Here is an 18,637-nt window from a genome sequence, read left to right on the forward strand (position 1 = left end):
TAGGGGCAGAAAGGGAGAATTACAAATAAATTGAAACGATGTTTTAAAAATAAAACCAGAGACAGTACAGACTATCTCTGGTGACGAGGCTTAGCCGCAAAGATGCGTCAGGGTGAGCGCTTCAAGGCTGGATAACTTCACATCAGCCAGCGCATAGCGTGGATCATCACGGTTCTCTTCGGCTGGTACGACAATAGAACGCATCCGGGCGGCTTTACTGGCGATCATTCCATTGACGGAATCTTCCAGCGCCACGCAGGCGAGCGGGTCAACACCAAGCTTTGCGGCGCAGTCCAGATAAACCTGCGGATGGGGTTTGCTGTACGGCAGTTTTTCTGCCGACGCCAGCGCATCAAAATTATCGCGCAGGCCAAACAGCGTGAGCGTTTTTTCCAGCATATGCAGCGGCGATGCCGAGGCCAGGCCCACTTTCAGGCCGCTGGCGTTGCACAAGGCAATCGCTTCGCGCGCGCCTGGCAGCAGTGGACGCGTCTCTTCCACCAAAGTAATAGCACGACTGATGATGCGATGGGTTACCTCATCACAGTCCGGACCGCTCCAGGGCTGCTGTGCGAACCACAGACCAACAACCACATCAATGCGCAGGCCAAGGGTATCCGGTAGCTCATCGCGGCGGGTAATATCAACCCCCAGGCTTGCCATGACTTCCAGTTCAGCACGATCCCAGAGTGGCTCTGAGTCCATAATTAATCCATCCATATCGAAAATGGCAGCGAGTATTTGTCGCGGGGCAGACATTCACACCTCTCTTTTTTGCATCAGAACACAGGGAGAAACACTTTTTATGGTCAGAAGCCCATCATACCGTCTTTAAAGATCGGGCGAAAATGAATATGAGAGGGTAGACTTAGGCGGAAAACGGAACGTCGCACAAGGGGAATCCATGACGTATCAACAAGCTGGACGCATTGCCATCCTAAAACGCGTCCTGGGGTGGGTTATCTTTATCCCATCGGTGATTTCAACAATTATTTCAGTACTTAAGTTTATGTACGACCACAGTGAAAAGCAGCCAGGCATCAACGCCGTTATGCTGGATTTCGCCCATGTGATGATTGAGATGATGCGGTTTAACACGCCATTCCTCAATTTTTTCTGGTACAACTCTCCCACGCCGGATTTCCACCATCAGCTTAATATCGGTTTCTGGATTATTTTCGTGCTGATTTTTGTAGGGCTGGCGCTGCAGGCCTCCGGGGCAAGGATGAGTCGTCAGACACGTTTTCTGCGTGAAAACCTTGAGGATCAATTGATTCTGGAAAAAGCAAAAGGTGCCGAGGGGCTATCACGCGAAGAGATTGAAGCGCGTATTGTCGTGCCGCATCACACCATCTTCCTGCAGATTTTCCCGCTCTATGTCCTGCCTGTTATTTGTATCGTCGCAGGTTACTTCTTTTTCTCTCTGCTCGGCTTCCTTTGAACTAAGGCCACCTCTGGGTGGCCTTATCGTTCCATCAGGCGGCAAGTACCCGCTCCAGCGCTTTTTGCGCCGTTACCAGATGCTGCCCACCGAACAGAATCGCCCGGTTAAAGAGTGTGTAAAGCTGATACACGGGCTGACGGTCGAGGAAATCACCGGGTAAGGGGGATACGGACTGGTAGCCATCATAAATTTGCGGTGGCTGATCCGGATGTAGCGGGAGCATCGCCAGATCACATTCTCTGTCTCCCCAGTAACACGCCGGATCGTAAATAAACGGGCCGTCCGGACCAAGCGCGCAGTTTGCTGACCACAGATCGCCATGGAGCAGGGATGCCTGAGGCTGGTGCGAAGCAAGGCGCTGCTGAACATGTTCGACTATGGCGTCGATATTACCAAACTCCAGCCCTTTTTCTGCCGCCAGCTCCAGCTGCCAGCCGATACGTTGCTCGGCAAAGAAAGTTGACCAGCGACGTTGCCAGGCATTGGGTTGCGGTGTTGTCGACAAATCGTTATCAAAATCAAGACCGAACTGCGGTTGATCGCTCCACTCATGCAGCCGTGCCAGTTGCTGGCCGAGTAAAAAAGCGCTGTGGGCATCGAGAGGACGGGCCGGGAGATATTCCATGACCAGGAAGCTGTAGTCGCGGTCACTGCCGACAGCCAGGACTTTGGGTACGCGTACCGTATTACTGCGGGAGAGCAGTTCAAGCTGGTCAGCTTCTGCGGTGAAAATGGGCAGTAATTCCCGTTCATCGCATTTTACAAACAGATCCTGACCGCCATAACGCAGGTGCCATGCAGCATGGATTTCTCCACCTGGCAACTCGTCACGCTGTTCGATCTCACCATCACCGAGTTGTTCGCTTAACAGACGACTAATTGCTTGCCACATGATATGTCCCCCCATGTTATCAGCCAGATCATAAGGTTAGCGCACTAATACCCTGGAAAAATACGAACCAACGCACACCTGCGCATCCTGGGACGGGCAATTGCACTTATTGTGTCTGTTTTTGCCATGCTTCCCAGGTTGCAACACTGATGTCAGGCTTCGCGCTCACGACGCTATCTGCAAGACCACTGGCCAGCTCACTGACCTCTTGTTCGCTCAGTGGGCTGATAAGGCCGAAGGTATTTGTCCCAAGGTCATGGACTTTGCCTTCTTCGTCTGTGAGCGTCAGCAGAAATCCGGCGCGCGTAAATTGGTTATTCAGTTCATTGATTTCAGCCAGGCTCTGCTCGTGAAATTTCACGGTGACCACGTAGCGGGTAATACCGTCGCTGCTCATAATTCACCTCGTTGTTATCCTGAATTTTTTTAGCATAGTCGGCGAAGGGGATTTGTCGACTGCCGCCAGTCGAGGTGATGCCCCCGCGGTAAGGCGAGGGCGCATTTTCAGAGATTACGCAGGTAATCGTAGATTTTTTGTGTGTCGGCGCGGGAACACAATTTTGTCCCCTGATTGATGGTTGCAGCACTCCCGGCAGCAACACCGAACTTGACCATGTCTTCAAGCGACGCGCCTTCGGCAAGTTTTAGCGTCATCGCGCCGACCATACTATCGCCTGCGCCCACGGTGCTCTGGCTTTTCATCGGTGGCGGCACAACCTGGACACACTGGTTGCCATCGACCGCCAGCGCGCCCTGTGGACCGAGAGAAACCACGACTCTCAGCGCTTTACCCTGACGAACAATCTCTTTTGCCGCATTCTGCACGTCATCCGGTTGCGTCAATTCGCGGCCTGCCAGGGCGCTGAGTTCTTTTTGGTTCGGTTTGACCAGCTCGATATTGCCGATATCGAGCGCAGCGGAAAGGGCATCTCCCGAGCTGTCGACAATGCAGCGGATCCCTTTTTGTTGGGCGGCCCTAATCAATTGCGTCAGTTTTGTCACGTCAATACCTGGCGGCAGGCTACCGCTAATCACAAGGATCGCGCCGCTCTCAATGGCGAGCACTTTCTCTTCCAGTCGGCGGAATTCATCAACGGTCAGGGTGGCGCCAGGCATCACAAAACGGTATTGCTCACCGCTGGCCTCAACGTGGACATGCAGGTTTTGCCGGGTCCAGTCGTGCGTTTCGACGCATTGCGTGGGAACATGTTCATCGGCGAGCAGCGCCGTTAAGTGTTCGCCTGTTGCGCCACCTGCCGGGAAAATCGCCGTTGCTTTTCCACCCAGATGGGCAATGGCGCGTGCGACGTTAATCCCGCCGCCGCCGGGTTCAAAGACGGGCGCGCTACAGCGGAGTTTCCCTTCCGGGTAAATGTGTGGCGTAAGCGTCGCGCTATCGAGGGAAGGGGCCAGCGTCAGGGTATAAACCGATACCATAATGATCTCCTTTTACGGTGAGTGTATTAATTCTGGCATCTGATACGCAGAAGGCAATGTAAATAACACGATGATTTGGAATATGAATTTCCGATAAGTTGAGATGAAACTTTTAGACATTTAATGTCTATTTGAGATCTGTCTTATTCAAAAAATGAAATAAGAATTCATTGCTATGTTTAACGGCACTTTTTATAATTTGTTACCTTTCAATGGACCGTCGGTCGTTGATCCACCTGAAAGTTTCCGGGACCGTTATGGTCTCTTTTTTTGTTGTTCGGACTCCTAATAAATGAAGCTTTTTAAGACAGTACCCGTGCTGATTGTTCTCGCGGGAGGCGTGCTTGCGTCGTTGAATGCTGCCGCAGATGACACCGTTTTTACTGTTATGGATGACCCTTCCACCGCCAAGAAACCGTTTGAAGGTAGCGTTAACGGTGGTTACCTGGCCCAGTCTGGCAATACCACCAGTTCTTCTCTGACTGCGGACTCCACCCTGACCTGGTATGGCTCAACTACCGCATGGTCTTTATGGGGAACCGCGAGCAACACCTCATCAAATGATGAGCGTTCCTCAGAGAAATATTCCGCAGGTGGACGTAGCCGTTACAACATGACGGATTACGATTACCTGTTTGGCCAGGCGAGTTGGTTGACCGATCGCTACAACGGTTATCGTGAGCGTGACGTTCTGACCGCTGGTTACGGTCGTCAGTTCCTCAATGGTCCGGTGCACAGTTTCCGCTTTGAATTTGGTCCCGGTGTTCGTTACGACGAATACACTGACGGGGATACCAAAACGCAAGGCCTGGGCTATACTTCCGGTACTTATACCTGGCAGATGACCGACAACGCCAAATTCACGCAGGGTGTCTCTGTATTTGGTTCAGATGACACGACGCTGAACTCTGAGACTGCGTTAAATGTTGCTATTAATGACCATTTTGGTCTGAAAGTGGCATACAACGTGACCTGGAACTCTCAGCCGCCATCCTCGGCGCCAGAGCATACCGATCGTCGAACCACGGTCTCCCTCGGCTACAAGATGTAACCGCACTGGGCCGGGTTCTCCGGCCCTTTATTTCCCCACAGATGCGGTTTTTGCCAGCGCAATGGCATTGCTAATCGCGGCTTTTGCCTGCGGACTGTTTTTCCAGCAGGTTGACCCGACGAGCGCCGCACCCTGGGCGAGGATATCGTCAACGACTGCGCCACTGAGTTGATGCAGTGAGCTAAATCCCATTTGCTCCAGACGTTCAATCACCTTCGGACCGACACCGTTACAGGCGAGCAGGGCCGTACGTTCTTGTGCGCTAAATGGCATCGACATTTCCTTATTGTGATGATCGCCTTGCTGTAGATATCCAGTATTATTAAGGAATAACAAAAAAATGACCAACTACCGAAAGTCGTGATCACCTCATGGGGGAGTGAATGGGTAAAACAAAAGATGCCGAGTTATACGAAGAAATGTGCCGGGTTGTCGGAAAAGTCGTACTTGAGATGCGAGACCTTGGCCAGGAGCCCAAACATGTGGTAATCGCCGGGATGGTGCGAACGATGCTGGCGAATCAGCGTGTACCGCGTACGGAATTAACCAAACAGGCCATGGCGGAAGTTATCCGTGCGCTTGGTTTTGAGGCTTCGTGAGATTCTTTTTTTGTGAGCAAACAGAAGGACACAGAAAATAGTCAAAGGAACCAATATCAAACAAGAGGTACATTCCCACATTTTTTAGTGTTACCATTCTCTGACGCAATGAAAAGTGTGAGCCATGATGGCTTTCATTGACGTAACAGATTACGTGCCAATTTAGCGATTGTTGGTTAGATGGCGGCGTAATTTATCTGGACTAAACAAATATTTACTTCGTATGTGATCTTTCGTGTGGGTCACCACTGCGAATTAAGGATATGAAATGCCTGTAATTACTCTTCCTGATGGTAGTCAACGCCATTACGACCACGCTGTTAGCCCAATGGATGTGGCTCTGGATATAGGTCCGGGCCTTGCGAAAGCGACGATTGCCGGTCGTGTAAACGGTGAACTGGTTGATGCGTCCGATCTGATTGAAAATGACGCTACCCTGGCTATCATCACCGCCAAAGACGAAGACGGTCTGGAAATCATCCGCCACTCCTGTGCGCACCTGTTGGGTCACGCTATCAAGCAACTGTGGCCGAACACCAAAATGGCAATTGGCCCGGTTATTGACAACGGCTTCTACTACGATGTCGACCTTGACCATACCCTGACCCAGGAAGATATCGACGCGCTCGAAAAACGTATGCACGAGCTCGCCGAAACCAACTATGACGTCATTAAGAAGAAAGTCAGCTGGCACGAAGCGCGTGAAACCTTCGTCAAGCGCGGCGAGAGCTACAAAGTTTCTATTCTTGATGAAAACATTGCTCATGATGACAAGCCAGGCCTGTACCATCATGAAGAATACATTGACATGTGCCGTGGGCCGCACGTGCCGAACATGCGTTTCTGCCATCACTTTAAACTGATGAAAATCGCCGGCGCCTACTGGCGTGGCGACAGCAACAACAAGATGTTGCAGCGCATCTATGGTACCGCGTGGGCTGATAAAAAGGCTCTGAACGCCTACCTGCAACGCCTGGAAGAGGCGGCGAAACGCGACCACCGTAAAATCGGTAAGCAGCTCGACTTATACCACATGCAGGAAGAAGCGCCGGGCATGGTATTCTGGCATAACGACGGCTGGACTATCTTCCGTGAACTGGAAACCTTTGTCCGCTCGAAACTGAAAGAGTATCAGTATCAGGAAGTGAAAGGTCCGTTCATGATGGACCGTGTGCTGTGGGAAAAAACCGGCCACTGGGACAACTACAAAGATGCGATGTTTACTACCTCGTCTGAGAACCGTGAATACTGCATCAAACCAATGAACTGCCCGGGCCACGTTCAGATCTTCAACCAGGGTCTGAAATCCTACCGCGACCTGCCGCTGCGTATGGCGGAGTTCGGTAGCTGCCACCGTAACGAACCATCAGGTGCGCTGCACGGTCTGATGCGTGTTCGTGGCTTTACGCAAGATGATGCGCATATCTTCTGTACGGAAGATCAGGTTCGTGATGAAGTTAACGCCTGTATTCGTATGGTCTATGATATGTACAGCACCTTTGGCTTCGAGAAGATCGTGGTCAAACTCTCAACGCGTCCGGAAAAACGTATCGGTAGCGATGAGACCTGGGATCGCGCAGAAGCGGATCTCGCCGTGGCGCTGGAAGAGAACGGTATTCCGTTCGAATACCAGCTGGGCGAGGGCGCATTCTACGGTCCGAAAATTGAATTTACCCTATATGACTGCCTCGATCGCGCATGGCAGTGCGGTACTGTACAGCTGGACTTCTCTCTTCCTGCGCGTTTAAGCGCCTCTTATGTTGGCGAAGACAACGAGCGTCAGGTACCGGTAATGATTCACCGTGCAATTCTCGGTTCTCTGGAGCGCTTCATCGGCATCCTGACCGAAGAGTTTGCTGGCTTCTTCCCAACCTGGCTTGCGCCAGTTCAGGTCGTGGTGATGAACATTACCGATTCTCAGGCGGATTACGTTAAAGAATTGACGCAGAAACTACAAAATGCGGGCATTCGCGTAAAAGCAGACTTGAGAAATGAGAAGATTGGCTTTAAAATCCGCGAGCACACTTTACGTCGTGTCCCTTATATGTTGGTCTGTGGTGATAAAGAGGTGGAAGCAGGCAAAGTTGCCGTTCGCACCCGCCGCGGTAAAGACCTGGGCAGCCTGGACGTAAGTGAAGTGATTGAGAAGCTGCAACAAGAGATTCGCAGCCGCAGTCTTCAACAACTGGAGGAATAAGGTATTAAAGGCGGAAAACGAGTTCAAACGGCACGTCCGAATCGTATCAATGGCGAGATTCGCGCCCAGGAAGTTCGCTTAACGGGTCTGGAAGGTGAGCAACTGGGTATTGTGAGTCTGAGAGAAGCTATCGAAAAAGCTGAAGAAGCTGGAGTAGATTTAGTTGAGATCAGCCCTAACGCCGAACCGCCAGTTTGTCGTATCATGGACTACGGCAAGTTCCTTTATGAAAAGAGTAAGTCTTCTAAGGAACAGAAGAAAAAGCAAAAAGTTATTCAGGTTAAGGAAATTAAATTCCGACCTGGCACAGATGATGGCGACTACCAGGTAAAACTCCGCAGCCTGGTTCGCTTTCTGGAAGATGGCGATAAGGCCAAGATCACACTGCGTTTCCGCGGTCGTGAGATGGCCCACCAACAGATTGGTATGGAAGTGCTTAACCGCGTCCGTGACGATCTGAGTGAACTGGCAGTAGTCGAGTCCTTCCCTACGAAGATCGAAGGCCGCCAGATGATCATGGTGCTCGCTCCTAAGAAGAAACAGTAAGGCCTTCAAGTAGCAATTCCTGTGGTGCCTTTGGGCTTCACAGGTTTTGTTCGCCTGGGTTTCGTTTATTAACAATGCGAAGTGGAAGTTATTAAAATGCCAAAAATTAAGACCGTACGCGGTGCTGCTAAGCGCTTCAAAAAAACCGGTAAAGGTGGTTTTAAGCACAAGCACGCTAACCTGCGTCATATTCTGACCAAAAAAGCTACCAAGCGTAAACGTCACCTGCGTCCGAAAGCCATGGTTTCCAAAGGCGATCTGGGCCTGGTAATCGCGTGCCTGCCGTACGCATAAGTCGTTAACGTTTAACTTTTTTAACTTAGAATAGATACAGGAGAGCACATATGGCTCGCGTAAAACGTGGTGTAATTGCACGTGCACGTCACAAGAAAATTTTGAAACAAGCTAAAGGCTACTACGGTGCGCGTTCACGCGTTTACCGCGTTGCCTTCCAGGCTGTTATCAAAGCAGGTCAGTACGCTTATCGTGACCGTCGTCAGAAAAAGCGTCAGTTCCGTCAACTGTGGATTGCGCGTATCAACGCAGCAGCACGTCAGAACGGTATTTCTTACAGCAAATTCATCAACGGCCTGAAAAAAGCCTCTGTTGAAATCGACCGTAAGATCCTGGCTGATATCGCAGTATTCGACAAAGTAGCGTTCACCGCTCTGGTCGAAAAAGCGAAAGCAGCTCTGGCTTAATAAGTCAGTGGAAGAGGGGGCAATGCTCCCTCTTTTCGTTTATACCCGTCATTTTTCACCTTGCATGCGCGTAGACTAAGGTTAATCACCCGGTCACTTACTTACGTAAGCTTCTGAGAATTCACACTCTCGCCGCTTTTCTGCAAAGCGAATTATTTGGGGTATAACATTATCAGATGATTGACTTTTTCCCGGTGAGCCCTTTCAATAAAGGTAATCCGCTTTTTACCACACAAGGTAACGCAAGCATGAATGCTGCTATTTTCCGCTTCTTTTTTTACTTTAGCACCTGACTCCGGGAGGCTAGCGCGTGAAAGAAGAAACGGAAAATTAACGCCAAAAGCCTCCAACAGGAGGCTTTTTTTGTGTCTGAATTTTAAGTAAAAAGTCCAATAACAAGGACATAACGAGGAAAATTATGTCACATCTCGCAGAGCTGGTTGCCAGTGCACGGGCAGCCATTAATGATGCCTCAGATGTTGCTGCGTTAGATAACGTACGCGTTGAATATCTGGGTAAAAAAGGGCATCTGACCCTTCAGATGACCACCCTGCGTGAGCTGCCGCCAGAAGAGCGCCCGGCTGCGGGGGCGGTGATTAACGAAGCGAAAGAGCAGGTCCAGCAGGCGCTGAACGCGCGTAAATTTGAGCTGGAAAATGCCGCCCTAAACGCGCGCCTGGCTGCGGAAACCATTGACGTATCCCTGCCGGGGCGCCGCATCGAAAACGGCGGGCTGCATCCGGTCACTCGTACTATCGATCGCATTGAGAGTTTCTTCGGTGAGCTTGGCTTTACCGTGGCGACGGGCCCGGAAATCGAGGATGACTATCACAACTTCGATGCGTTGAATATTCCAGGCCACCATCCGGCACGCGCTGACCACGACACTTTCTGGTTTGATGCCACCCGCCTGCTGCGTACGCAAACTTCTGGCGTGCAGATCCGCACCATGAAAGAACAGCAGCCGCCGATTCGTATTATCGCGCCGGGCCGCGTGTACCGTAACGACTACGACCAGACGCATACGCCGATGTTCCATCAGATGGAAGGTCTGATTGTTGATACCAACATCAGCTTTACCAACCTGAAAGGCACGCTGCACGATTTCCTGAACAATTTCTTTGAGGAAGATCTGCAGGTCCGTTTCCGTCCGTCCTACTTCCCGTTCACCGAACCGTCCGCAGAAGTGGATGTCATGGGTAAAAACGGCAAATGGCTGGAAGTGCTGGGCTGTGGCATGGTGCATCCAAACGTTCTACGCAATGTGGGTATTGACCCGGAAGTTTACTCTGGCTTTGCATTTGGGATGGGGATGGAGCGCCTGACCATGCTGCGTTACGGTGTGACCGATCTGCGTGCATTCTTCGAAAACGATTTGCGTTTCCTCAAACAGTTTAAATAAGGGCAGGATAAATAATGAAATTCAGTGAACTGTGGTTACGCGAGTGGGTTAACCCGGCTGTCGATAGTGAAGCGCTTTCCGACCAAATCACCATGGCTGGCCTGGAAGTTGACGGTGTCGAGCTGGTGGCTGGCGCCTTTAACGGCGTAGTTGTGGGTGAAGTTGTAGAGTGTGGTCAGCATCCGAATGCCGACAAATTGCGTGTCACCAAAGTGAATGTGGGCGGCGAACGCCTGCTGGATATCGTCTGTGGCGCGCCTAACTGCCGCCAGGGGCTGAAAGTTGCTGTTGCCACCATCGGTGCAGTACTGCCGGGTGACTTTAAAATTAAAGCGGCCAAACTGCGCGGCGAACCGTCAGAAGGCATGCTGTGCTCTTTCTCTGAGCTGGGAATTTCCGACGACCACAGCGGCATTATCGAACTGCCGTTGGATGCAGCGATTGGTACTGATATCCGCGACTATCTGAAACTCGATGACAACACCATCGAAATCAGCGTGACGCCGAACCGTGCTGACTGCTTAGGGATCATCGGTGTCGCCCGTGATGTCGCCGCACTGAACAAAGCACCGCTGGTTGAGCCGGAAATTGCTCCGGTTGCTGCCACCATTAACGACACGCTGCCGATCACCGTTGATGCCGCGGATGCGTGCCCGCGTTATCTGGGACGTGTAGTTAAAGGCATCAACGTACAAGCGCCGACCCCGCTGTGGATGAAAGAAAAACTGCGTCGCTGTGGTGTGCGTTCTATCGACGCGGTTGTGGACGTGACCAACTATGTTCTGCTGGAGCTGGGTCAGCCGATGCATGCCTTCGATCTGGATCGTATCGACGGCGGTATCGTTGTCCGTATGGCGAAAGAGAACGAAACGCTGGTACTGCTCGACGGTAGCGAAGCCAAACTGGCGACTGACACGCTGGTCATTGCTGACCACCATAAAGCGCTGGCGATGGGCGGCATCTTTGGTGGTGAGCATTCTGGCGTGAACAGCGAGACACAAAACGTGCTGCTGGAATGTGCGTTCTTCAGCCCGCTGTCCATCACTGGTCGTGCGCGTCGTCATGGTTTGCACACGGATGCTTCGCATCGCTATGAACGTGGTGTGGATCCGGCGTTGCAGTACAAAGCAATGGAACGGGCTACCCGTTTGCTGATCGATATCTGTGGTGGTGAAGCCGGTCCGGTAGTTGATATCACCAATGAAGCCACACTGCCAAAACGTGCGACCATCCGTCTGCGCCGCAGCAAGCTGGATCGCCTGATTGGTCATCACATTGCAGATGAGCTGGTTACCGACATCCTTAAACGCCTGGGGTGTGACGTTACCGAAGGTCAGGATGAGTGGCTGGCTGTTGCGCCGAGCTGGCGTTTCGATATGGAGATCGAAGAAGACCTGGTAGAAGAGGTTGCGCGCCTGTACGGGTATAACAACATCCCGAACGCACCGGTACAAGCCGGGCTGGTGATGGGGTCACACCGCGAAGCCAATCTGTCGCTCAAACGCGTTAAAACGCTGCTGAATGACAAAGGCTACCAGGAAGTGATCACCTACAGTTTCGTTGATCCGAAAGTTCAGCAGTTGATCCATCCGGGAGAAGAGGCGCTGATTCTTCCAAGCCCGATCTCCAGCGAAATGTCGGCCATGCGCCTGTCATTGCTGACCGGTCTGCTCGGAACGATCGTCTATAACCAGAACCGCCAGCAGAGCCGTGTGCGTATCTTCGAGACCGGTCTGCGTTTTGTGCCGGATACACAGGCGCCTTTAGGTATTCGTCAGGATCTGATGCTGGCGGGTGCCATCTGCGGTAACCGCTATGAAGAGCACTGGGATCTGGCTAAAGGCAGTGTTGATTTCTTCGACCTGAAAGGCGATCTGGAATCCTTACTCGACCTGACCGGTAAATTGTCCGCGATTGAGTTCCGCGCAGAGGCGATTCCGGCGCTGCATCCTGGGCAATCCGCAGCGATTTATCTGAAAGATGAATATGTTGGTTTCATCGGTGTCGTGCATCCGGAGCTGGAACGTAAGCTCGATCTGAATGGTCGTACGCTGGTGTTTGAACTGGAGTGGAATAAGGTCGCAGACCGCGTGGTTCCTCAGGCGCAGGAGATTTCTCGCTTCCCGGCGAACCGTCGCGATATCGCTGTCGTGGTCGCTGAAAATGTGGCCGCGGCGGATATTTTAGCCGAATGTAAGAAAGTTGGCGTAAATCAGGTAGTTGGCGTAAACTTATTTGACGTGTACCGCGGTAAGGGTGTTGCGGAGGGGTATAAGAGCCTCGCCATTAGCCTGATCCTTCAGGATACCAGCCGTACACTCGAAGAAGAGGAGATTGCCGCTACCGTCGCCAAATGTGTAGAGGCATTAAAAGAGCGATTCCAGGCATCATTGAGGGATTGAACCTATGGCGCTTACAAAAGCTGAAATGTCCGAATATCTGTTTGATAAGCTTGGGCTTAGCAAGCGAGATGCTAAAGAGCTGGTAGAGCTGTTTTTCGAAGAGATCCGTCGTGCTTTGGAAAATGGCGAGCAGGTAAAACTCTCCGGCTTTGGCAATTTCGACCTGCGTGATAAGAATCAACGTCCGGGACGTAACCCAAAAACGGGCGAGGATATTCCCATTACAGCCCGGCGCGTGGTGACCTTCAGACCCGGCCAGAAGTTAAAAAGCCGCGTCGAAAACGCTTCGCCCAAAGCAGAGTAATCTGGACTAATTAAAAAGGCCGCAATCGCGGCCTTTTTCTTTCAGCACTGAATACCCTCTTTAAAATCAACTCACTCAATAACGCATTAATTGAACTGCATGCTGAATTACGCACAACTCCAACAGCGTCGCAATGGTCAGTGGCTCTGCGGCCTTGCGCTGCTTTTGCTGATCGCGCTCTTTATAAGCCTGTGTGTGGGCGATCAGTGGATTGGTCCTGCAAACTGGTTCGAGGCCCGTGGGCAACTTTTTGTCTGGCAAATACGCATACCCCGTACGCTAGCCGTGTTGCTGGTGGGGGCGGCGCTGGCGTTAAGCGGCGCTATTATGCAGGCGTTATTTGAGAACCCGCTGGCCGAACCAGGGCTTTTGGGTGTGTCTAACGGCGCGGGGGTGGGTTTGATAGCCGCCGTGCTGCTGGGAAAAGGCGTATTGCCCGGCTGGGCGTTGGGGCTTTGTGCCATTGCCGGAGCTCTGGTCATCACACTTATTCTGCTGCGCTTTGCCCGACGGCATTTGTCGACCAGCCGTCTGCTGTTAGCGGGCGTCGCGTTGGGGATCATTTGTAGCGCACTGATGACCTGGGCCATCTACTTCTCCACTTCTTTTGACCTGCGTCAGCTCATGTACTGGATGATGGGCGGTTTTGGCGGCGTTGACTGGCGACAAAGCTGGCTGATGGTCGCACTGCTACCGGTGATGGGGTGGACCTGCTTTCAGTCGCAGCCACTCAACGTACTTGCGCTGGGTGAGACATCTGCCCGCCAACTCGGGTTACCTCTGTGGTTCTGGCGCAATGTGCTGGTCGTGGCAACGGGCTGGATGGTGGGCGTCAGTGTCGCGCTGGCTGGCTCGATTGGCTTTATTGGCCTGGTGATTCCCCATATTCTTCGTCTATGCGGGCTCACCGACCATCGTGCGCTTCTGCCCGCCTGCGCGCTTGCGGGGGCGACGACACTGCTGTTTGCCGACATCGTCGCCCGAATGGCGCTGAGCGCCGCAGAATTACCTATCGGTGTTGTGACGGCAACGCTGGGGGCACCGGTGTTCATCTGGCTCTTGCTCACGGCAAAACGCTAAGGGTTGAGGACGTCATAACCTGCAGGCAACAATAACGTAAAAGTGTGTAACAACGACGCGTCAAAAAAAGGAAACTCGCCTGATTGACTGTTTTTACATCATTTTTGCTACATGACAGAAGAAGGACTATCACGCATTATCTGGCTATTATTAATGACTGGCCGGGCGAGAGATCCGGCGTCTGAATGAACCGACTGAGGGGATGCTATGCACCAGGATATTTTGAACACCGAGATTACGACGATTGATGGCGAACATATCACACTGGAAAAGTACCAGGGCAAGGTTATTCTGGTGGTGAATGTGGCATCCAAATGCGGCCTGACGCCGCAGTATGAGCAGCTGGAGAATATTCAGAAAGCCTGGGAGAAAGACGGTTTTGTCGTGCTGGGCTTTCCATGCAATCAGTTTGCCGGGCAGGAGCCGGGCAGTGAAGAAGAAATCAAAACCTTCTGCAGCACTACCTATGGCGTAACTTTCCCAATGGCAGCCAAAGTCGATGTCAACGGTGAAAACCGTCATCCTTTGTATCGGAAATTGATTGCCGCTGTGCCGAAAGCTGTCGCCCCGGAAGGTAGCGGTTTTTACGAACGCATGGCCAGCAAAGGGCGCGCGCCGCTCTATCCGGATGACATCCTGTGGAACTTTGAAAAATTCCTGATCGGCCGCGATGGTCAGGTGGTTCAGCGCTTCTCGCCGGATATGACGCCCGAAGATCCTATCCTGATGGAAGCGATTAAGCTGGCGCTGGCAAAATAATGCCGTTGCTGCAACTTCATGCTCTTGAGGAAGCTGGAAGGCTGGGGCCTGTTACGGCCCTGGTCGACAACGCGCAAATGTTGCACCTGGTCGGGCCAAATGGCGCCGGGAAAAGCACGCTCCTGGCGCGTATCGCCGGGTTGACGCAAGGAAAGGGCTGTGTGCAGCTAAATGGGCGTCCGCTGGCGCAATGGCATGCGCCACAACTGGCTCGCCATCGCGCTTACCTGGCCCAGCAGCAGACGCCCCCCTTCGCCATGCCGGTATGGCATTATTTGTCACTGCATCAGCATCAGCAGATCAACGACAGCGTGGTTGAAGAGATTACGCATAAACTCGGACTGGGGGATAAGCTGGGGCGCACTGTCAATCAGCTCTCCGGTGGGGAATGGCAGCGGGTTCGCCTGGCTGCGGTGATTGCGCAAATTCATCCGGCCGCTAATGCGGATGGGCAACTCTTGTTATTAGACGAGCCGATGAACAGTCTGGATGTTGCCCAGCAAGCCGCACTGGATGGCATTTTAAGCGAGCTGGTGGTGGCAGGGATCACCGTTGTGATGAGTAGCCACGATCTTAACCATTCGCTACGTCGTGCGCATCAGGTGTGGCTACTCCGGCAGGGCAAACTGATTGCCAGTGGCCCACGTGATGAGGTATTAACGCCACAAAATCTGGCATCGGCATACGGTATGCCATTCCGCCGTCTCGACCTGGCTGGTCACCGGATGCTCATTCCAGAGATATAGCAGCAAACGAAACTTGCAAGGATTGCAATTCACACGCTAAATTATTCCAGCATAACGAAAATAGAGGTTTTGCTGGATGCGCATCTGGTTTCTTCTGGCGGTATTAATTCTTTCAGGGTGCAGCAGTCATCGTGCGCCGCCGCCTAACGCTCGCCTTTCTGATTCCATCACCGTCATTGCCGGGTTGAATGATCAACTGCGTGACTGGCGTGGCACCCCTTATCGCTATGGCGGCATGAGCCGCAATGGCGTCGATTGTTCCGCCTTCGTGATGATGACCTTCCGCGATAAATTTAACCTTGTCCTTCCCCGCGATACGCGTAAACAGGCGGAAGTGGGAACGAAAATAGATAAAGATGAACTGCTGCCTGGCGATCTAGTGTTTTTTAAAACGGGCTCCGGTGATAACGGTCTGCATGTAGGCATCTACGATACCGATAATGCGTTTATCCATGCGTCGACCAGTCAGGGGGTCGTGCGTTCTTCATTAAACAATGTCTACTGGCGGAAGAGTTTCTGGCAGGCGCGTCGTATCTGATCCCCTTCCGACAACAAGCAGCGAATGGCTGGCCGGTTCGCTGCTTTTGTGAACTAAACGCAAATTTTGTTATTTTCCTCACTGTTCATTCATTCTTTCTTCAATATTTATTATTTAACTGTTCGTTACCTTAAAGGGCTGTCAGTATCGTAGCAGGCGCTGGTATGGGCAATTTAACCAGGATAAGCTTGCGCACGAAAATAAGGAATTTTCGACAATATAATGGGAAATGATGAAGTCAGTTTTCTTTAGTTCAACTACGTTGAAGCATGTGCGCATTGGTTTTTCGATGCAGGATATCAACCTTAATGCGGGGTTGGCACCATGATCGTCTCGTTTGATGACACCTATCGCTCAGAGTTTTTACTACAGCCTGCGCGCAATGGTTACGGTACGCTTGTCGGAATTGAAATTGTGGTCAATTTCGTTGGAGCGGGCGCTGTAAGGGCCCCTGCAGAGCGGATAGTGCCACGCCTGAGCGCAGACGAAACGCTGACGCTTTTTACTGAGCAATTAGAATTACTTGAATCCTGTAAGTTATTCTTTATTCAGCATCAACTTCTCGCCTGGATAAATATTTCACCCGTTATTGTCGATGCGTTACTCTCGAATGCGGTACCTGAAGAGACGATAACGACATATCCTTTCCTCGAATTTACTGTGAATGAGAATTATCCCAACCTGACAAAGGGCAATGAAAATAATTCACTCGTCGCGTTTAGCGAACGTTATCCTTTAATCCTGAGAGATTTTGGTGCCGGGTCGGCTTCCACTCGCGCCATATTTGATGGGCTTTTCAGGCGGGTGACGCTGGATAAAAATTTTATTCATCAACGCCTGGCGTCGCGCTCATTTGAACCCTTCATGCGTGCAATCGTCTCACAAATTTCCCCTTATTGCCGTTCAGTAATGATTGACGGTATTGACGATGAAAAAACCTTAAAGCGGGTGAAGCCGTATCAGTTCAGCGCCATGCAGGGGACGCTATGGCCGGCAGTCCCTGCCGCTCAAATCACCAGTCTGGTCCAGGGATAACCTTGCCTTTAACCCGTATTTAACATCATATAAACACACTACAATAAAGACAGGAGGAACTATGGCCCTGTCTTTTATTACCCGCTGGCGCGATGAGCTGCCAGGTTTTTATACCAGCCTTTCCCCGACACCACTGAGTCATGCGCGGCTGCTTTGGCATAATGCAGCACTGGCAGAAACGATGGGTATCGATCCCGCCCTTTTTGCCCCCGAAGAGGGGGCAGGTGTATGGGGTGGCGAAACGCTGCTTCCCGGCATGTCGCCGCTTTCCCAGGTCTATAGCGGACATCAGTTTGGCGTCTGGGCGGGACAGTTGGGCGACGGGCGCGGTATCCTGCTCGGCGAACAGCGCTTGCCCGATGGCACAACGCTGGACTGGCACCTTAAAGGCGCCGGGCTTACGCCCTATTCCCGCATGGGTGATGGTCGCGCTGTTCTGCGTTCAACCATTCGTGAAAGCCTGGCTTCTGAGGCAATGCATCATCTGGGGATCGCAACGACGCGTGCGCTTTCAATTGTTACCAGCGACACGCCTGTTTATCGCGAAAGCGTCGAACAGGGGGCAATGATGATGCGTATTGCGCAAAGTCATATCCGCTTTGGTCACTTTGAGCACTTCTATTATCGGCGCGAACCAGAAAAGGTACGCCAGCTGACAGATTTTGTGATTCGGCATTACTGGCCTCATCTGCTGGATGAGACCGACAAATATGACGTCTGGTTCCGGGATGTCATCGCCCGTACCGCTGCGCTGATGGCACGCTGGCAGGCGGTGGGCTTTGCTCATGGGGTGATGAATACGGACAATATGTCGATCCTCGGGCTGACCATTGATTATGGTCCCTTTGGTTTTCTTGATGATTATCAGCCCGGCTTTATCTGCAATCACTCTGACTATCAGGGACGTTACAGCTTTGACAACCAGCCGACCATTGCCCTGTGGAATCTGCAGCGACTGGCGCAAACCCTGTCGCCGTTCATGAGTGCCGATGTGCTCAATGCGGCACTGGACAGTTATCAGCCCGTATTGCTGAGCGAATATGGCATATTGATGCGCCAGAAACTGGGTTTTTTTAGCCAGCAAAAAGATGACAATGTGCTGTTAAGCGATCTCTTCGCTCTGATGGAACGTGAAGGCAGCGATTATACCCGTACGTTCCGCATGTTAAGCCATACCGAACAGATGAGCGCCAGCAGCGCGTTACGTGATGAATTTATCGATCGCGAAGCGTTTGACAGCTGGTTTAGTCGTTACCGCGCGCGTCTGGCGCAGGAGCACATTTCGGATGCGCAACGTCAGCAACTGATGCAAAGCGTGAATCCGGCGGTTGTGCTGCGCAATTGGCTCGCACAGCGGGCGATTGAACAGGCGGAGCAGGGGAGTACCGAAGAGCTGGAGCGTCTGCATGCCGTCCTGCGTGAGCCTTACGCGGATCGCAACGATGACTATAGCCGACGCCCACCTGACTGGGGTAAAAGGCTGGAGGTCAGCTGTTCAAGCTGA

22 protein-coding genes and 1 other annotated feature are annotated in these 18,637 nt (G+C 52.1%); of the genes, 17 read left to right on the forward strand and 5 right to left on the reverse strand.

From position 1 onward, the window contains the following. Positions 1 to 90: 90 nt before the first annotated feature. The gene (gene hxpB / locus AB182_RS10205; RefSeq protein ID WP_047369979.1) at positions 91 to 759 is read right to left on the reverse strand and encodes a hexitol phosphatase HxpB; all 669 of its coding nucleotides are present in this window, start codon (positions 757 to 759) and stop codon (positions 91 to 93) included. 145 nt (positions 760 to 904) lie between these two features. Between hxpB and AB182_RS10210 the strand changes: the two genes are divergently transcribed. Further along, positions 905 to 1,441 (forward strand): YniB family protein, encoded by a 537-nt coding sequence (locus AB182_RS10210; protein WP_047369980.1) that lies wholly within the window; start codon positions 905 to 907, stop codon positions 1,439 to 1,441. 34 nt (positions 1,442 to 1,475) lie between these two features. Here the strand turns inward: AB182_RS10210 and AB182_RS10215 are convergent, their stop codons facing one another. The 3 genes from AB182_RS10215 to pfkB all read right to left on the reverse strand — a co-directional run bounded on the left by AB182_RS10215 (position 1,476) and on the right by pfkB (position 3,773). Then, a complete protein-coding gene (locus tag AB182_RS10215) occupies positions 1,476 to 2,336 on the reverse strand; it encodes a fructosamine kinase family protein (RefSeq protein WP_047369981.1) in 861 nt (286 codons plus the stop codon). A gap of 106 nt (positions 2,337 to 2,442) precedes the next feature. Further along, the gene (ghoS, locus tag AB182_RS10220; RefSeq protein WP_047369982.1) at positions 2,443 to 2,733 is read right to left on the reverse strand and encodes a type V toxin-antitoxin system endoribonuclease antitoxin GhoS; all 291 of its coding nucleotides are present in this window, start codon (positions 2,731 to 2,733) and stop codon (positions 2,443 to 2,445) included. A 107-nt stretch (positions 2,734 to 2,840) separates the two neighbouring features. Next, the gene (gene pfkB / locus AB182_RS10225; protein ID WP_047369983.1) at positions 2,841 to 3,773 is read right to left on the reverse strand and encodes a 6-phosphofructokinase II; all 933 of its coding nucleotides are present in this window, start codon (positions 3,771 to 3,773) and stop codon (positions 2,841 to 2,843) included. 292 nt (positions 3,774 to 4,065) lie between these two features. On the opposite strand from pfkB, the gene AB182_RS10230 reads away from it, so the two are divergent. Continuing rightward, positions 4,066 to 4,824 carry a DUF481 domain-containing protein gene (locus tag AB182_RS10230; RefSeq protein WP_047369984.1) on the forward strand — a complete coding sequence of 253 codons (759 nt, stop codon included), beginning with the start codon at positions 4,066 to 4,068 and terminating at the stop codon, positions 4,822 to 4,824. Positions 4,825 to 4,851: 27 nt separating this feature from the next. On the opposite strand, the gene AB182_RS10235 is transcribed toward AB182_RS10230, so the two are convergent. Then, the gene (locus AB182_RS10235; RefSeq protein WP_047369985.1) at positions 4,852 to 5,097 is read right to left on the reverse strand and encodes a Pathogenicity locus; all 246 of its coding nucleotides are present in this window, start codon (positions 5,095 to 5,097) and stop codon (positions 4,852 to 4,854) included. Between the two features lie 110 nt (positions 5,098 to 5,207). Between AB182_RS10235 and fumD the strand changes: the two genes are divergently transcribed. The 15 genes from fumD (at position 5,208) to selO (ending at position 18,637) form a co-directional block, all read left to right on the forward strand. Next, positions 5,208 to 5,423: a fumarate hydratase FumD gene (gene fumD / locus AB182_RS10240; protein WP_047369986.1), complete on the forward strand. Its 216-nt coding sequence runs from the start codon at positions 5,208 to 5,210 to the stop codon at positions 5,421 to 5,423. A gap of 268 nt (positions 5,424 to 5,691) precedes the next feature. After that, a complete protein-coding gene (gene thrS, locus AB182_RS10245) occupies positions 5,692 to 7,620 on the forward strand; it encodes a threonine--tRNA ligase (RefSeq protein WP_047369987.1) in 1,929 nt (642 codons plus the stop codon). A 3-nt stretch (positions 7,621 to 7,623) separates the two neighbouring features. Continuing rightward, positions 7,624 to 8,166 carry a translation initiation factor IF-3 gene (infC, locus tag AB182_RS10250; protein ID WP_071845866.1) on the forward strand — a complete coding sequence of 181 codons (543 nt, stop codon included), beginning with the start codon at positions 7,624 to 7,626 and terminating at the stop codon, positions 8,164 to 8,166. 96 nt (positions 8,167 to 8,262) lie between these two features. Then, a complete protein-coding gene (rpmI, locus tag AB182_RS10255) occupies positions 8,263 to 8,460 on the forward strand; it encodes a 50S ribosomal protein L35 (RefSeq protein WP_001124225.1) in 198 nt (65 codons plus the stop codon). Between the two features lie 50 nt (positions 8,461 to 8,510). Continuing rightward, the gene (gene rplT, locus AB182_RS10260) at positions 8,511 to 8,867 is read left to right on the forward strand and encodes a 50S ribosomal protein L20 (protein WP_013366084.1); all 357 of its coding nucleotides are present in this window, start codon (positions 8,511 to 8,513) and stop codon (positions 8,865 to 8,867) included. 243 nt (positions 8,868 to 9,110) lie between these two features. Beyond that, positions 9,111 to 9,234: a sequence feature (Phe leader region), on the forward strand. After that, positions 9,116 to 9,160, forward strand: coding sequence for a pheST operon leader peptide PheM (pheM, locus tag AB182_RS32985; RefSeq protein WP_001386830.1), 45 nt, complete (start codon positions 9,116 to 9,118; stop codon positions 9,158 to 9,160). It overlaps the preceding feature by 45 nt. A 51-nt stretch (positions 9,235 to 9,285) precedes the next feature. Next, on the forward strand, positions 9,286 to 10,269 hold the full coding sequence (gene pheS, locus AB182_RS10265) for a phenylalanine--tRNA ligase subunit alpha (RefSeq protein WP_047369988.1): 984 nt from the start codon (positions 9,286 to 9,288) through the stop codon (positions 10,267 to 10,269). 14 nt (positions 10,270 to 10,283) lie between these two features. Further along, a complete protein-coding gene (gene pheT, locus AB182_RS10270; protein ID WP_047369989.1) occupies positions 10,284 to 12,671 on the forward strand; it encodes a phenylalanine--tRNA ligase subunit beta in 2,388 nt (795 codons plus the stop codon). Between the two features lie 4 nt (positions 12,672 to 12,675). Then, positions 12,676 to 12,975 (forward strand): integration host factor subunit alpha, encoded by a 300-nt coding sequence (gene ihfA, locus AB182_RS10275; RefSeq protein WP_006820203.1) that lies wholly within the window; start codon positions 12,676 to 12,678, stop codon positions 12,973 to 12,975. A gap of 99 nt (positions 12,976 to 13,074) precedes the next feature. Then, on the forward strand, positions 13,075 to 14,055 hold the full coding sequence (gene btuC / locus AB182_RS10280; protein WP_047369990.1) for a vitamin B12 ABC transporter permease BtuC: 981 nt from the start codon (positions 13,075 to 13,077) through the stop codon (positions 14,053 to 14,055). A 207-nt stretch (positions 14,056 to 14,262) separates the two neighbouring features. Beyond that, positions 14,263 to 14,814 (forward strand): glutathione peroxidase, encoded by a 552-nt coding sequence (locus tag AB182_RS10285; RefSeq protein ID WP_047369991.1) that lies wholly within the window; start codon positions 14,263 to 14,265, stop codon positions 14,812 to 14,814. Then, positions 14,814 to 15,560 (forward strand): vitamin B12 ABC transporter ATP-binding protein BtuD, encoded by a 747-nt coding sequence (btuD, locus tag AB182_RS10290; RefSeq protein WP_047369992.1) that lies wholly within the window; start codon positions 14,814 to 14,816, stop codon positions 15,558 to 15,560. The genes AB182_RS10285 and btuD overlap by 1 nt, the downstream gene beginning before the upstream one ends. 76 nt (positions 15,561 to 15,636) lie before the next feature. Next, positions 15,637 to 16,098, forward strand: coding sequence for a C40 family peptidase (locus AB182_RS10295; RefSeq protein ID WP_047369993.1), 462 nt, complete (start codon positions 15,637 to 15,639; stop codon positions 16,096 to 16,098). Between the two features lie 324 nt (positions 16,099 to 16,422). After that, on the forward strand, positions 16,423 to 17,133 hold the full coding sequence (locus AB182_RS10300; protein ID WP_047369994.1) for an EAL domain-containing protein: 711 nt from the start codon (positions 16,423 to 16,425) through the stop codon (positions 17,131 to 17,133). 61 nt (positions 17,134 to 17,194) lie between these two features. Then, entirely contained in the window at positions 17,195 to 18,637 is a 1,443-nt protein-coding gene (gene selO, locus AB182_RS10305; protein WP_047369995.1) for a protein adenylyltransferase SelO, read from the forward strand.

Source organism: Phytobacter ursingii (assembly GCF_001022135.1).
Lineage (GTDB): Bacteria > Pseudomonadota > Gammaproteobacteria > Enterobacterales > Enterobacteriaceae > Phytobacter > Phytobacter ursingii.